Here is a 14,126-nt window from a genome sequence, read left to right as displayed (position 1 = left end):
CGGAAGGGGGAATCGTGGCCGACACCGCACTCGTGCTGGGCGGCGGCGGACCGGTCGGTGGGGCCTGGCTGGCCGGGGTCCTTGCCGGGCTCGCCGAGGCCGGGATCGATCTCACCGGCGCCGACCTCGTGATCGGCACCTCCGCCGGTGCGATCTTCGGATCCCGGCTCCTGTCCGGCGTCCCGGCCGCCGAGTTGTACGAGTGCCAGCTGTCCGGGGCCGACGCGGTCCGTCTCGCGGTGACCGCGCAGCAGACGGCGCGTTTCCTGTGGGCGGCGCTCGGCTCCCGCGATCCGCAGCGGTCCATCGGGCGCCTGGGCCGGGCCGCGCTGAGCGCCCGGACGGTACCCGAGTCGGACGTCTTCGAGACCGTCGGCACACTCCTTGGCGACGTACGCCACTGGCCCGAGCGGGAGTTGCGGATCGCCGCGGTCGACGCGCAGACCGGAGAGGTCGAGGCGTTCGACGCACGCTCCGGCGTGACGCTCCTCGAAGCGGTCGCGGCGAGTTGTGCCGTGCCCGTCGTCTGGCCGCCGGTCACCGTCGCGGGCCGCCGCTGGATGGACGGCGGCAGCCGCTCGACCGCCAACCTCCAGCTTGCGCACGGGAATCGCCGGGTGGTCGCGATCGCGCCGATCCCGCACGCGGTCGGCCCGCATCCGAGCGCCCAGCGGCAGGCCGCCGAGCTGTCCGCCGAGGGGGCGCGTGTCGTCCTGTTGGCACCGGACCGCGCCGCGCGCCGCGCGATGGGCCGCAACATGGCCGACGACACACGCCGCCCGGCGGCCGCCCGCGCGGGCCACACCCAGGCCACCGCGCTCGCCGCTTCGGTGGCCGAGGTGTGGCACGGCTGAACGCGGCGCGCACGCGGCTGCGGGCTGCGGGCTGCGGCCGTACGCCCCGCCCCCCAGCAGACCGCACCCCTCCCGGCCACCCGGACCAGGCCCCCCGTCGAACTCCCGCCGTCCGCCCAGGGACGGGTCCAACGGCAGCCCAAGGCACCGCCGCACGAGCAAAGCCGGAAGACAACACCGGCCAACGCCACACGCAAGCAGCCGCAGGCTGCGGCCGTACGCCGCGCCCCCCCAGCAGACCGCACCCCTCCCGGCCACCCGGACCAGGCCCCCCGTCGAACTCCCGTCGTCCGCCCAGGGACGGGTCCTACGGCGGCGCAGAGCACCGCACGCGCGAGCGAAGCCGAGCGTGCGGTACGTCGCGGCGCAGACGCGAGTTCGATGACAGGGTCTAGCCGCGGAATTCCGGCGTGCGCTCGGGAGACGCCTCCGCCAGCGCCTTGGTGACCGCGTCGGCGCCGGCCTGGAGGCCGTACACCGGGGTGGCGGGCTGCTGGCGCCAGGAGTCGTCGATGCCGCCGGCGTCGACCGTGTCGAAGCCGAGTTCGTCGATCAGGGCCCGTACGCGCCCCTTGGCCGCCTCGTCGTCGCCCGCGACCGGGAGGGCCATCCGGTCGGGGGCGCCGGCCGGGCGGGGCCGGTCCAGGATGTCCTGGGCGTACGTGCCGTTGAAGGCCTTGATCACGGGGTGGCCGACCTGCCGTTCGGTCCAGCGGCTCTCGGTGAGGCCCTCGTCCTCGATCCCCGCGATCCTTCCGTCCCGCTCCTTGGGGTAGTAGTTGCCGGTGTCGATCACGGCGACGTCCTCCGCCGCGCCGTCCAGCAGACCGGACGGCAGGTTGGGGACCGCCTTCACCGGGACGGTGATCACGACGACCTCGGCGCCCCGGGCCGCCTCCTCGACCGGGACGGGGGTCGCGCCCGTCTCCTCGGCCAGTGCGGTGAGCGTGTGCGGGCCGCGTGAGTTGGCGACGGAGACGTCGTGGCCGAGGGCGGTGAGCCGCCGCGTGAGGTTGCCACCGATGTTGCCCGCGCCGATGATGCCGATCTTCATGACAGGCCTTTCCAGGATCGATGCACATGCATGAGTCTGTTGTGCGGCATCAACCCCGGGGGTCCGTGGATTGTTCCGGGAACCGCGGCAACCGGGTGATCGCCGTCAGACCCGTACGACGATCTTGCCCGTGTGCCGGTCGGACTCCATCAGGCGGCGCGCGTCCCGGATGCGGTCAAGGCCGCCCCGCCGAACCGCCGTCGGGCTGCCCCCCGCACGGTCACCTGTGCGGCACCCACCGATTCGACCGGTCGGGCCGCGGTGGGGCTGCTGGGCACGGAGCTGGAGGAGAACCGACCGGGGACGGATGCCGTGGTCACCTCGCTTCTCGACACCCTGCTGCGCTACATCCTGCGCGCCTCGCCGAGCCCGCCCGACACGCATGGACGGTCGAGGAACTCGGCGCAACCGGCGGTCTGTCCCGCGCCGACTTACCGCAGGGGCGCCGCCTTGCTCGGATCCGACGCCGTTCATGACGAGGGGGCGCCCGTCCCCAGCGGGACGGGCGCCCCCTCACCGTCGGCTCACTTGTTCAGGTACGTCCAGAACTCGTCGAAGGACAGAACCTTGTCGCCGTTGAGGTCGCGGGTCTTGATGATGGCCTCGGCGACCGCCTCGGTGACGTTCCAGTCCCCCTCCTGAGCCAGGGCGGCCTTGAACTCGGCGGCGGTGATGAACCCGTCACCGTCCGCATCGATCCGCTGGAACTGCGTGCGTGCTTCCTCGATGTCCGCCACCGATCCGCCCCTTCTTGGTGCTTTTGCCGTCGTACGGCCGTCCTACTGACGGAGGTCAGATTAACGGCCCTGCCGCGCGCGCAACGCCGCGACCACCCAGGCGAACTCCTCGTCGACCGATCGCGCGGGTTCGAGGCCGTTCACGAGGGCCGTCAACTCGCGGTACCGGGCGACCCGGACGTTCGCCGCCGCCGTCAGCCGCTCCAGTACGGCGGCCCGGTCTCCGTCGCCCAGCAGCTGTTGCAGCACCTCCTCGGCCTCGGGCGCCTCGGGGGCGATGCCCTGCCGCAGCGCCTCGCCCGCGAGCTGCATCAGGCGGCTCATGAACCAGAGGGACGTGCCCGACGGGACGTCCGGTCCCCGGTCCGCCGCGTTGAACTCGACCATCTTCCGCATCAGCACACGGAACTCCGGGTCCTGGATCAGCTCGGCGAGCTCGACCCAGGCGTCCACCTGCTCGGGCGTGGGGTCGTCGGGCAGGTTCGCGGAGGCGAACCGCAGCCGGTGGCGGATGTCGGGGTCCACCGTGTCGAGTCCCTCGAAGATCTCCTCCATGAAGTCGTCGATGATCCGCTTCCGCTCGGCGGCCGACAGCCGCGCCAGCTTGTTCATGAGCGTCATCTCCTCTGCGGTCGAGCCGCGTCGCGCCACGGTCGACAGCACCGCCCTGGTCACCTTCAGCGCGTGGATCTGCGCGTCCAGGGCCGCCACATGCGTGGCCGCCACCTCCGCCACCGTCGTCTCGCCGGCCAGCACACTGCGGACGTGGTCCAGGCCGAGACCCAGTTCGCGCAGGGTACGGATCAGCTCCAGACGGGCCACGGACGCGGCGTCGTACAGCCGGTAGCCGCCCGAGGAGCGGGCCACCGGGGGCAGGGCGCCCTCGTCCGACCAGTAGCGGATGGTGCGCACGGTCAGCCCGGTGGCGCGGGCCAGCTCGCCGATGGTGAAAAGTCCGGTGCCGTCTTCGATCATGTCTGCGAGTCTGGGCCTTCCAGTGGGTGGAGACTCAAGGAGCGAGGGGAAGCGCGGTCGTGGAGACCTTGCGGGACATTCTGGACGCGGCGGCGCAGGGCGTCTTCCCGCCGCCCGACGGCCGTACGACGGTCGTACCGCAGCCTTCACACCGGGACGCCGGCGTCCTCGCCTTCACCGCGCACTCCGTCGTGTTCACCGACGAGGACCTGCAGTGGGTTCACGAGACCTTGATGGCGACGGGCTGCGACGCGCTGGCCGCGACGATGAACGCGCGGTTCCTCGCCGCGTTCATGGAGCGCACGGGCCGCAGGCACGAAACGATCGACGCGCTCGTGGTCGCCGCCCCGCTGGCGGGTGCGCCGCCGCTCGCGCTGCAGGAGATCGAGGACCCCGGTCATTCCCGGGTCGCCTACGCCCATGGGCGGCGCGACGACGTCCGCGCCTGGGTGGCGGAGGGCGGCGTGGTGGTGCTGGGGCGGGGCGTCGCGGGGCGGCTGGAGGTGTCCGTCGAGGTGGACGAGGGCGTACGGCACCGGGGGCTGGGGCGCCGCCTGGTGACGGCCGCCCGGCACCTGGCCACCGAGCCGGTGTGGGCGCAGGTCGCGCCGGGGAACGCCCGCAGTCTGCGGGCGTTCCAGGCGGCCGGTTACCGTCCGGTGGGGGCGGAGGCACTGTTCATCGCCCGCTAGGGCCTGTGCCGAGTCCGAGTCCGCTCAGTGCCACGGCACGTAGTAGGGGTTGCTCTCGCAGTCGCTCATGATCTCGGTCTTCGTCGCCTTGTCGACGGGGCAGGCGCCGATGATGTACTGCCGGGCGATCCCGCCGGGGAAGGCGACCTCGACCTGGTCGGCCCACTTGTGGGTGTCACCGATCGTCTTGTTGACGTCGATGCCGCCCGGGGCGTCGACGTAGTAGTTGTACTTCGACTTCCACGTCTTGAAGAGGTCGTGGTCGTACGTCGTCGAGACATACGGCGAGGGCTGGTTGACCAGGACGTACTTCTCGATGTCGTACTGGCCGTCGAGCACGTCCCTGGGGAGGAACCCCTGCTCGAAGATGGTCGCCGGGCCTCGGTTGTCGTTGCGCCACAGGGTGCCGCACGTCGTGCGCCACACCGGCGTGGGCGTGATACGGCCGATGTCGACGCGCCGGTCGGCCGCGGCCTTGATCTTGTCCTCGAACCGGGGACAGACCGGGGCGGCCTTGGTGAACGGTGTCGCCGTGGGGGCGGTCGAGGACGCGGGGGGCACGGCGGCCGTGGTCGCGAGGACGGCCGAGAGGGACAGGACGGTGGCAGCGGCCCGCCGACGCAGACGATGGGTGATCATGCGCAGCACGATCCCGGTTCCGCGGCGGCGGGGTACGGTTCATCACTCGATCGGCGGCGTGTCCAACGTCCCCGGTGTCAGCGGAAGATGCCGGTGTGCCCGAGCGAGTAGCGTCCCGGCTGCGGGTAGACGGCGAGGCCGTGCGGGCCGCTGCCCACCTTGATGCGGGCGAGTTCCTCCCCGGTGCGGGTGTCGATGGCATACACCTCGGAGTTGTAGCGGCCGGACAGCCACAGGACCTTGCCGTCCGCCGAGACGCCGCCCATGTCGGGGCTGCCGCCGCCCGGCAGGTGCCACTTGTCGGTCAGCCGGCTCTGCTGGAAGTCGAAGACGGAGATGGAGCCTTCGCCCCGGTTGGAGATGTACATCACACGGGAGTCGCGGCTGATGTAGAGGCCGTGCGCGCCCTTGCCGGTCGGCAGGAAGGACGGCTTGCCGAACTTGTCGCCGTCCACGATCCACATGCCGTCGGCCATCATGTCGGCGATGTAGAACTTCTTGCCGTCGGGGGAGATCTTCACGTCCTGCGGCATGGCGCCGTGGAACGGCAGCTTCTGCTGACCGATCACCTTCATCTTCTCGGTGTCGACCTTGAGCAGTTCGCCGCTGAACTCGCAGGAGACGATGAAGTAGCGGCCGTCGAGCGAGAAGTCGGCGTGGTTGACGCCGTAGCAGCTCACCGGCACGGCCTTGGCGACCTTCATGGTGTGCGCGTCGCGGAAGACGAGTTCGCGGTCCTTGGAGGCCATCACCACCGCGTACTTGCCGTTCGGGGTGAAGTACAGGTTGTACGGGTCGTGCACGTCGACCGGCTCGCCCGCCTCGCCGGTCCTCGGGTCGATGGGGGTCAGGGTGTTGCCCAGGTCGTTGTTGACCCACAGCGTCTTCAGGTCCCAGGACGGCACGACGTGCTGGGGCTGCCGGCCGACCGGGATCGTCTCGATGACCTTGTACGTCTGCGGGTCGATCACGGAGACGGTGTTGGCGTTGGTGTTGGGGACGTAGACACGGGAGGGGAAGTCCTTGACCACCGGGGAGAGCTCGCCCGGACGGTCGGCCGCATAGATGTCGTGCGGGTCGAGGACGGGCGGCATCCCCGGCAGACCCTGGACGGCCTGCTGTTGCTGCTGGGCGTGGTCGACGGGGGGCTTGGAGCCCATGGCTTCGTCCTTGCGGTGGGATCCGCCGCTGCACCCGGCGAGGGCGGCAAGGACGGCGCCGGCGAGCAGTACGCGCGCGATGGTCGTGGGATGCATCAGCTCAGCAGCTCCGTGGTGGTCACGGCCTTCAGGCCGCGGCGGTCGAGTTCGTGAAGAAGGGCGGGGAAGGCGGCGACCGTGTCCGCGTACCCGAAGTGCAGGCTCACCACCGACCCGCCGCGGACCTCGCCGAGGACCTTATGGGTGATGGCGGAGGCGCCCGGCGAGGTGTAGTCGAGCGAGTCGACGTCGTACGACAGGACGTGCGGGTAGCCGGCACGGCCGGCCAGCCGTTCGACGAGGGGGGTGGCACGCGGGGCACGCGAGGGGCGGAACCAGGTGCCGATGGATCCGGTCAGCCGTCGCAGACGGTCGGCGCACGCCTGGATCTCGGCGAACGCGTCCACCTCGGTCATGGTGTTGATGCCGAGGTGGCGCTGGGTGTGGTTGCCGAGGTCGTGACCGCCGTCGAGGATGCGGCGGGCGATGTCGGGGTGCTCGTCGAGCCAGGTGCCGACCGCGAGCACGGTGATCTTCGCGTTCGCCCGCTCGGCCGCATGGAGGATCGATGTGGCCAGGGCGGGGTCGCCCTGACCGTGGAAGGTGAGAGCCACCCGGGGGCGGTTGCGCGGACCATGGGCGATCTGGCCGGGCTGCTGCGGGAAGGCGCGGGGCAGGGGCGCGGCCGCCTGGGCGTGCGTGGCGGTGACACGGGACGGGAACACCGGATGGACGACGGGGCCGCCACGGGAACAGGCAGTGGCGAACGCACCGGCGGCGAGCCCGGCGCCCGCGCGCAGCGCCGAGCGGCGGTCGGGCACCGTCTGCGCGGTGTCCGTCTCACGGTCCGGTGGAGGGGGAGGGACGGGCGTGGTCACTCTCCCCATTTAAGGGCGAGATGGGGCGGAAATCGACGATTGGCCCGAAGCAGGGAGGGGCGGGTCGCGGGGGCGTGCCTCCGCAGCCGGCTGTCAGCGGTCGGCGACCCGCATCTCGAACCAGGTCGTCTTGCCGCGCGGCAGCAGGTCGACGCCCCAGCGGTCGGAGAGTTTGTCGACGAGGAAGAGGCCACGGCCGCTCACGTCCAGTTCCTGAACCGGCATCAGACAGGGCAGCCCGCGGGAGGGGTCGCGGACCTCGACGCGGATCCAGCCCCGGCGCCTTCGCATCCGTAATCCGAAAACACGTGCGCCGGTGTGCCGGACGGCGTTGCCGACGAGTTCGGAGACCAGCAGCACCGCGTCCTCAGTCATCCTCGGGGTGAGCCCCCAGTGGCGCAGGATCACGACCTGGGCGAGCCGACGCGCGGTGGCCGCGGATTCGGGGCGGGACGGCAGGGGCACCTCCGCCTCGGTGGGGTTGCCGAACAACTCCAGTACCTTGAGCGCCCGTTCGTCCTCGATCGCAGGCGACCAGCGCGCCGCGGTTGCACTCGCGTGCCGCCGCGGCTGTTCGACACCCTCCAGCCCCGCCATGCCCCCATCATGGCGGCCCAGAGCCCTGTTCGGGGGCGTTACGAAGGAATACGCACCCCGGAACCATGCATTCCACACCATTCGATCGGCATATGCCACAAGCAATTCGGAACCGCTTGCACCCCAACTGGCCTGCAAAAACAGGCCAGTTGGAGGCAAGCGCCGGACGTCTTCGGCATACGAGCCTTAAGGCTACGATAATCCGCCCCATCGAGGGACACCGGATAAGACGTCGCGTCAACTGCAAGTGGATCAGGGTAACTTCCTGAACAATTCTCAGCTCCGGGACGCCGCGCCACGCGCACCCGGCGAGAACGGATCAGACGAACTTCGCCTTGCCGGGCCCTTCTTCGACGAAGCTGCGCATCCCGCGCTCGCGGTCCTCGGTCGCGAACAGGCCCGCGAACCAATTGCGTTCCACGGTGAGACCCGTGTCGATGTCGGTCTCCAGACCCGTGTCGATGGCCTCCTTGGCGGCGCGCAGCGCGATCGCCGGACCCTGGGCGAGCCTGGCGGCCCAGGCGTGCGCCTCGGTGTACACCTCCTCGGCCGCAACCACCCGGTCGACCAGGCCCAGAGCCAGCGCCTCGTCCGCCTTCACCATGCGGCCCGTGAAGATCAGGTCCTTGGCCTTGGACGGTCCGATCAGACGGGCCAGCCGCTGGGTGCCGCCCGCGCCCGGGATCAGGCCGAGCAGGATCTCCGGCTGTCCGAGCTTCGCGTTCTCGCCGGCGATGCGGTAGTCCGCGCACAGCGCCAACTCACAGCCACCGCCGAGGGCGTAGCCGGTGATGGCGGCGACGACCGGCTTGGGGATGCGGGCGACGGCGGTGAAGGAGTCCTGCAGGGCGCGCGAGCGCAGGACCATCGCGGTGTGGTCCATGCCCTGCATCTCCTTGATGTCCGCGCCCGCCGCGAACACCTTCTCCCCGCCGTGGATCACCACGGCGCGTACGTCCTCGCGGCGCGTGACCTCCTCGGCCAGCTCCTTGAGCCGGTCCTGGGTGGCGACGTCCAGCGCATTCATGGGCGGGCGGTCCAGGCGGATGGTGCCCACGCCCTCGGCGACTTCGAGATGCACAGTCATGAGGGCACCGTATCGGGGGGTCTGGGGGGTCGTCCCCCCAGGCAGGCACAGCACGGGGACCAACGGCAAGGGCCCGGTGTGCTCGCTCACAGCGGCACACCGGGCCCGTATCACCTGATCGGCGTTACTTGATCCACTCGTCCCAGGACATGTTCCAGCCGTTGAGCCCGTTGTCGGGCGCGACCGTCTTGTCGTCCGCGTTCTTCACGACGACGACGTCACCGATCATCGACTGGTTGTAGAACCAGGCGGCGGGCACCGAACTGTCGTAGCCGCCGCGCACGTCGCGCAGGCCCACGCATCCGTGGCTGGCGTTGTAGTTGCCGAAGGCGTCGCCGCCCCAGTAATTGCCGTGGATGAAGGTGCCGGAGTCGGTCAGGCGCTGGGCGTGCGGCACGTCCTTGATGTCGTACTCGCCGCCGTAGCCGACGGTCTCGCCGTTCATCCGGGTCACCACGAGGCGCTCACTGATGACCATCTGGCCGTTCCAGGTGTCGTAACCCGGCTTGCCGGTGGTGACCGCGAGGGTCCTGATGACCTTGCCGTCGCGCTTGACGACCATCTTGTGGGTCTTGGCATCGACGGTGGAGACCTGGCTGCGGCCGATGGTGAAGCTCACGGTCCTGGACTGCTTGCCGTAGACACCGGGGCGGCCCTCGACGCCGTCGAGGTCGATGTGGACGGTGACCTTGGTGCCGGCCTTCCAGTACTCCTCGGGCCGGAAATCGAGGCGGTCGTTGCCGAACCAGTGACCGCGGACCTCGACGGCTGGTTCGGTCTTGAAGGTGATGGCCTTCTCGACGTCCGCGGGGTGGGTGATGCCCCGGGTGAAGCGGATCGAGAACGGCATGCCGACGCCGACCGTGGTGCCGTCGTCGGGGGTGTAGTTGCCGATGAAGGTGTTCTGCGGCGTGAGCGTGGTGAAGGTGGACTCCTCCGCGGAGGTCAGACCCGCGGAGTCCTTGGCGATCGCGTGGACCTTGTACGTGGTGGCCGCGGCGAGATGGGTCGAGGGCGTCCAGGTGGCGCCCCCGCCGGATATCTGCCCGGCGACCTCGTGGCCCTTGGCGTCCTCCACCTTGACCTCGGTCAGTTTGCCCTTGGCGGCGCTCACCTTGAGGGCACCGCTGGTCTCGACGGCCTTGGCGCCGTTCTTCGGGGCTATCGTGACGACGGCCTGCGACTGCTTGCTCGCGGTGGAACCTTCGGCGTTCTTGCCCTTCGCGGCACCGGATCCCGAGCCGGAGCCCCCTCCCCCACCGCACGCGGTGACGGCGAGCAGCAGCGCGCCGGCGATCGCCGTCTTCAGCAGTCTGCGCCCCCGCGTACCAACCGACGCCCCCGATATCGGTCGCCCGTTCACGTTCTTGTCTCCCCTCGCACGGCCTGATGAGGCCCGCACTACAGCGCGACCCGCGCGCGCATTGCGCAAATTAATCACACCCCCCGGCCCGATGACTCCCCGCGATTGTCACTGTTCAGTCCCAACTTGGACCGCGCGAAGACGCACCGGGGACGGCACGTCGCGCCCCCTGCACCCCGCCCCCCTGCGGGCTAGTTCACCGCGCCGCCCGCTTTCCATTCGTTCCAGCCCATGTTCCACCCTCCGAGTCCGTTGTCAGGAGCGACGTTCTTGTCATTGCTGTGGACGACCTCGATGACGTCGCCGACGAGGCTGCGGTCGAAGAACCAGCCCGCGGGGGTGTTCGAGCCTCCGCCCTTGACGTCCCTGAGGCCCACACAGCCGTGGCTGACATTGACGTGCCCGGGGGCGCCCGGGGCCCAGTAGTTGCCGTGCACGAAGGTGCCGGAGGCGGTCAGGCGCATGGCGTGCGGGACGTCGGGGATGTCGTACTCGCCGCCGAAGCCGACCGTGCGGCTGTTCATGCGGGTGACCTCGAGCATCTCCATGACCACCATCTTCCCGTTGTACGTGGTGGTGTTCGGGGCACCCGCCGTGATGGGCACGGTGGCGATCAGCGCGCCGTCGCGGCGGACCTTCATGGTGTGCGCGGCCGCGTCGACGAGGGAGACCTGGCTGCGGCCGACGGTGAACGCGACGTTCTTGTACTGCAGTCCGTACATGCCGGGCGCGCCCTCCACATCGCGCAGCCGCAGCGCGACGGTGACCAGGGTGCCGGGCTTCCAGTACTCCTCGGGCCTGAAGTCGACGCGGTCCTTGCCGAACCAGTGCGGGCGGATCTCGACGGCCGGTTTCGCGGTCACATGGATCGCGCGCTCGACCGCGGCCCGGTTCTCGATCTCCCGGTTGAACTGCAGGGACACGATCATTCCGGTGCCCACGGTCGCGCGGTTCTCGGGGGTGAGGTACCCGATGAACCGCTGGTCGGGGACGAACGTCGTGAAGGTCACGTGGCGGGCCGCACGACGGCCGTTGCCGTCGTGGGCCACCGCGTCGACGCTGTACTTCGCGGCGAGGGCGAGACGGGGGTCGTCGGGCTGCCAGACCCTGCCGTCGGCGGAGAGATGCCCCGAGACCGGCGAGTCCTGCGCGTCCTGGGACTTCACGACGGTCACCGACTCCAGACGGCCGCTCGCCACCCGCACCCGCAGCCGTCCGCTCCCGCCCACGGCCTTGCTGCCGTCGGCGGGAGAGACGCGGATCAGGTCCTCGGGCGCGGGCGGCTTGCCGAACACCTCGTCGAATCCGTCGGAGGTGCAGCCGGCCAGGAGGCCCACCCAGGTCAGTGCGGCGGCCAGCGCGACTCCTGTGCGTCGCGCGCGCGTCTGTACGTGGATCACGACGATCCCAACGACCCAGGCCGTCCTGGGGAAACGTGAGTGCGAGCCACGCTCTGGGCAGAACAGTGGGAGGACTACGCGATGGGGAAGTGCGGCCGGGACGCCGTGCGCCCGTATCCGCGTCGTCCACCGAGCCGCGGGAGGCGGGCACGTGTCGAGCGCAGCCGAGCAGGAGGCAGTGCAGAAGGAGCGGGCGGACGAGGGACGGTCCGCGCGCCCGGCCGCCGTGCTGAACGGCAGGCGACGCGCGGTGCCCCCCGTGCCCGTATGGCCCGGCGCGCCCACGCCGCTCGGGGCGCGCTTCCGCGCGGGCCCGGACGGGGCGGTCGGCACCAACTTCGCGCTGTGGGCGGGCGGTGCCGAGGCGGTCGAGTTGTGCCTGTTCGACGGGCCGGGCGAAGGGAGCCACGAGACCCGGGTCCGGCTCACCGAACTGACTCACGAGATCTGGCACGGTTTTGTGCCGGGCGTGATGCCCGGACAGCGGTACGGCTACCGGGTGCACGGCCGCTGGGACCCGTGGACCGGCGCGCGCTGGAACCCGGCGAAGCTGCTCCTCGACCCGTACGCGCGCGCGGTGGACGGCGCCATGGAAATGGGACGCAGCGGCCTGCCGCCGGAGGTGTACGGGCACGTACGGGACTGGCCCCAGCAGCATGTCGCGGACACCGTGCGCGACGAGAGGGACTCGGCGCCGTACGTTCCCAAGGGCGTGGTCGTGCACGATGACGACGACTGGGCGGACGACCACCGCCCGAAGACCCCGTGGGCGGACTCGGTCATCTACGAGCTGCACGTCCGCGGTTTCACCCAGTTGCACCCGGACATCCCCGAGGAACTGCGCGGAACGTACGCGGGCCTCGCGCACCCGGCGGCGCTCGAGCACCTGACCGAACTGGGTGTGACGGCGGTGGAGCTGCTGCCGGTGCACCAGTTCGCGCACGAGGACCATCTGCTCAGGCGGGGCCTGAGGAACTACTGGGGCTACAACTCGATCGGCTACTTCGCCCCGCACGCGGCCTACGCGTCCTCCGGCACGACCGGCCAGCAGGTCGGGGAGTTCAAGCGGATGGTTCGGGCGCTGCACGCGGCCGGGATCGAGGTGATCCTCGACGTGGTCTACAACCACACGGCGGAGGCGGACGAACTGGGCCCGATGCTGTCGCTGAAGGGGATCGACAACCGCGGCTACTACCGCCTGCAGCCGGACGCACGTCGCTACGCGGACTACACCGGCTGCGGCAACACACTGCACGTGGTGCAGCCGCACGTACTGCGCCTGATCACCGACTCCCTGCGCTACTGGGTGACGGAGATGGGAGTGGACGGCTTCCGCTTCGACCTGGCGGCGGCGCTCGCGAGGTCGATGCACGACGTCGACATGCTGTCCCCGTTCCTGGCGGTGATCGCCCAGGACCCGGTGCTGCGCCGGGTAAAGCTGATCGCGGAGCCGTGGGACGTGGGTTCGGGCGGCTACCAGGTCGGGGCGTTCCCACCCCTGTGGACGGAGTGGAACGACCGCTACCGCAATGCCGTACGGGACTTCTGGCGGGGCGCGCTGCCCGACGTCCGGGACCTGGGGTACCGCCTGTCCGGTTCGAGCGATCTGTACGCGTGGGGCGGCCGCCGCCCGTACGCATCGGTCAACTTCGTGACGGCGCACGACGGTTTCACGCTGCGCGATCTGGTGTCGTACGAACGCAAGCACAACGAGGCCAACGGAGAGGACAACCGGGACGGCTCCGACGACAACCGCTCCTGGAACTGCGGCGCGGAGGGGGAGACGGACGACCAGCGCGTACGGGCGCTGCGGCGGCGGCAGTTGCGCAATCTCCTGACCACCCTGCTGCTGTCGACGGGTGTCCCGATGCTGGTCGCGGGCGACGAGATGGGCCGCACCCAGCGCGGCAACAACAACGCGTACTGCCAGGACAACGAGATCGGCTGGGTGGACTGGAGCCTCAAGCAGGATCCGGGCTGGCGGGCGCTGTTCGACCTGACCTCCCGTCTGATCGAGCTGCGCCACCGCCATCCGGTGCTGCGCCGCAGGGCGTTCTTCTCAGGGCGGGCCCATTCGGCGGACGGCCTTCGGGACCTGGCGTGGTTCACGGCGCGCGGGGCGGAGATGACGGAACGCGACTGGTACGCGCCCGCGGCGACCCTGGGCATGTATCTGTCCGGCCGCGACATACCGGGCCGGGACTCCCGGGGCGCACCGGTGGTGGACGACAGCTTCCTCGCGGTCCTGCACGCCGGGGACCGCCCGGTGAGCTTCGTGCTGCCGGGGCCGCCGTGGGCGCGGCGGTACGAGCTGGTCGTGGACACGTCCCACGAGGAGCAGGTACATCCGCCGGCAACGGTGCACCGGGCGGGGGCGACGGTGACGGTGCCGGCGCGGGCGGTGCTGTTGTTGCGGGTGGTGGAGTGACCGAACCCCCGGCTGACCGAGGATTCCCCCTTCGCGCGGGCACCGGTGCGGGTGAGTTCCGCGATGGCCTCCACCCCGCTGCCGCCCGGCATCCGCAGGTCCATGAGGATCACGTCGGGGTCGAGCTCGGCGGCCAGGGCCACCGCCGCCCTGGTGATCGTCGACGACCATCCCCTCGTACGGGACGGTCTGCGCGGCATGTTCGAGAACGCTCCCGGCTTCA

The 14,126-nt window shown here is 70.6% G+C and carries 13 protein-coding genes and 2 pseudogenes; 4 read left to right on the top strand and 11 right to left on the bottom strand.

All coding sequences use genetic code 11. The features are described 5' to 3' along the window. The first annotated feature begins 14 nt into the window (after nucleotides 1–14). Nucleotides 15–854, top strand: a complete 840-nt coding sequence (locus ABT186_RS10305) for a patatin-like phospholipase family protein (RefSeq protein ID WP_351924473.1) — start codon at nucleotides 15–17, stop codon at nucleotides 852–854. Between the two features lie 391 nt (nucleotides 855–1,245). Here ABT186_RS10305 and ABT186_RS10300 read toward each other — a convergent pair whose 3' ends face one another. Next, nucleotides 1,246–1,923, bottom strand: a complete 678-nt coding sequence (locus ABT186_RS10300; RefSeq protein WP_502973171.1) for an NADPH-dependent F420 reductase — start codon at nucleotides 1,921–1,923, stop codon at nucleotides 1,246–1,248. 237 nt (nucleotides 1,924–2,160) lie between these two features. Between ABT186_RS10300 and ABT186_RS10295 the strand changes: the two are divergent. Further along, a pseudogene (locus ABT186_RS10295) lies at nucleotides 2,161–2,357 on the top strand (AraC family transcriptional regulator); the annotation flags it as partial. Nucleotides 2,358–2,432: 75 nt separating this feature from the next. On the opposite strand, the gene ABT186_RS10290 reads toward ABT186_RS10295, so the two are convergent. Both ABT186_RS10290 and ABT186_RS10285 read right to left on the bottom strand, forming a co-directional pair. Beyond that, entirely contained in the window at nucleotides 2,433–2,645 is a 213-nt protein-coding gene (locus ABT186_RS10290) for an EF-hand domain-containing protein (protein ID WP_351231960.1), read from the bottom strand. A 60-nt stretch (nucleotides 2,646–2,705) separates the two neighbouring features. Then, nucleotides 2,706–3,620, bottom strand: coding sequence for a helix-turn-helix domain-containing protein (locus tag ABT186_RS10285; RefSeq protein WP_351231962.1), 915 nt, complete (start codon nucleotides 3,618–3,620; stop codon nucleotides 2,706–2,708). A gap of 59 nt (nucleotides 3,621–3,679) precedes the next feature. Here ABT186_RS10285 and ABT186_RS10280 point away from each other — a divergent pair, with 59 nt between their 5' ends. Beyond that, on the top strand, nucleotides 3,680–4,312 hold the full coding sequence (locus ABT186_RS10280; protein ID WP_351924471.1) for a GNAT family N-acetyltransferase: 633 nt from the start codon (nucleotides 3,680–3,682) through the stop codon (nucleotides 4,310–4,312). 24 nt (nucleotides 4,313–4,336) lie between these two features. Here the strand turns inward: ABT186_RS10280 and ABT186_RS10275 are convergent, their stop codons facing one another. From ABT186_RS10275 to ABT186_RS10245, 7 genes are all read right to left on the bottom strand, one after another. Further along, nucleotides 4,337–4,951, bottom strand: coding sequence for an ADP-ribosyltransferase (locus ABT186_RS10275; protein WP_351237719.1), 615 nt, complete (start codon nucleotides 4,949–4,951; stop codon nucleotides 4,337–4,339). Nucleotides 4,952–5,028: 77 nt separating this feature from the next. After that, nucleotides 5,029–6,207, bottom strand: coding sequence for a YVTN family beta-propeller repeat protein (locus ABT186_RS10270; RefSeq protein WP_351924469.1), 1,179 nt, complete (start codon nucleotides 6,205–6,207; stop codon nucleotides 5,029–5,031). Continuing rightward, entirely contained in the window at nucleotides 6,207–7,037 is an 831-nt protein-coding gene (locus tag ABT186_RS10265; protein ID WP_351237723.1) for a polysaccharide deacetylase family protein, read from the bottom strand. The genes ABT186_RS10270 and ABT186_RS10265 overlap by 1 nt, the downstream gene beginning before the upstream one ends. Before the next feature lie 84 nt (nucleotides 7,038–7,121). Further along, nucleotides 7,122–7,730, bottom strand: a complete 609-nt coding sequence (locus tag ABT186_RS10260; RefSeq protein WP_502973167.1) for an ATP-binding protein — start codon at nucleotides 7,728–7,730, stop codon at nucleotides 7,122–7,124. Nucleotides 7,731–7,944: 214 nt separating this feature from the next. Next, nucleotides 7,945–8,712 carry an enoyl-CoA hydratase/isomerase family protein gene (locus tag ABT186_RS10255; protein ID WP_351924467.1) on the bottom strand — a complete coding sequence of 256 codons (768 nt, stop codon included), beginning with the start codon at nucleotides 8,710–8,712 and terminating at the stop codon, nucleotides 7,945–7,947. Between the two features lie 124 nt (nucleotides 8,713–8,836). Beyond that, nucleotides 8,837–10,075 carry a L,D-transpeptidase gene (locus ABT186_RS10250; RefSeq protein WP_351232541.1) on the bottom strand — a complete coding sequence of 413 codons (1,239 nt, stop codon included), beginning with the start codon at nucleotides 10,073–10,075 and terminating at the stop codon, nucleotides 8,837–8,839. Between the two features lie 191 nt (nucleotides 10,076–10,266). Further along, complete coding sequence (locus ABT186_RS10245; protein ID WP_351232543.1) at nucleotides 10,267–11,475, bottom strand: L,D-transpeptidase; 1,209 nt, start codon at nucleotides 11,473–11,475, stop codon at nucleotides 10,267–10,269. A 151-nt stretch (nucleotides 11,476–11,626) separates the two neighbouring features. Between ABT186_RS10245 and glgX the strand changes: the two genes are divergently transcribed. Then, nucleotides 11,627–13,903 carry a glycogen debranching protein GlgX gene (glgX, locus tag ABT186_RS10240; RefSeq protein WP_351232545.1) on the top strand — a complete coding sequence of 759 codons (2,277 nt, stop codon included), beginning with the start codon at nucleotides 11,627–11,629 and terminating at the stop codon, nucleotides 13,901–13,903. A gap of 29 nt (nucleotides 13,904–13,932) precedes the next feature. Here the strand turns inward: glgX and ABT186_RS47920 are convergent. After that, nucleotides 13,933–14,049 (bottom strand): annotated as a pseudogene (locus ABT186_RS47920) (DNA-binding response regulator); the annotation flags it as partial. Nucleotides 14,050–14,126: the final 77 nt, after the last annotated feature.

It is taken from the genome of Streptomyces sp. NPDC001634, assembly GCF_040298185.1.
Lineage (GTDB): Bacteria > Actinomycetota > Actinomycetes > Streptomycetales > Streptomycetaceae > Streptomyces.
Note: the sequence above shows the minus strand (reverse complement) of the source record. Positions and strands in the feature narration are given on the sequence as shown.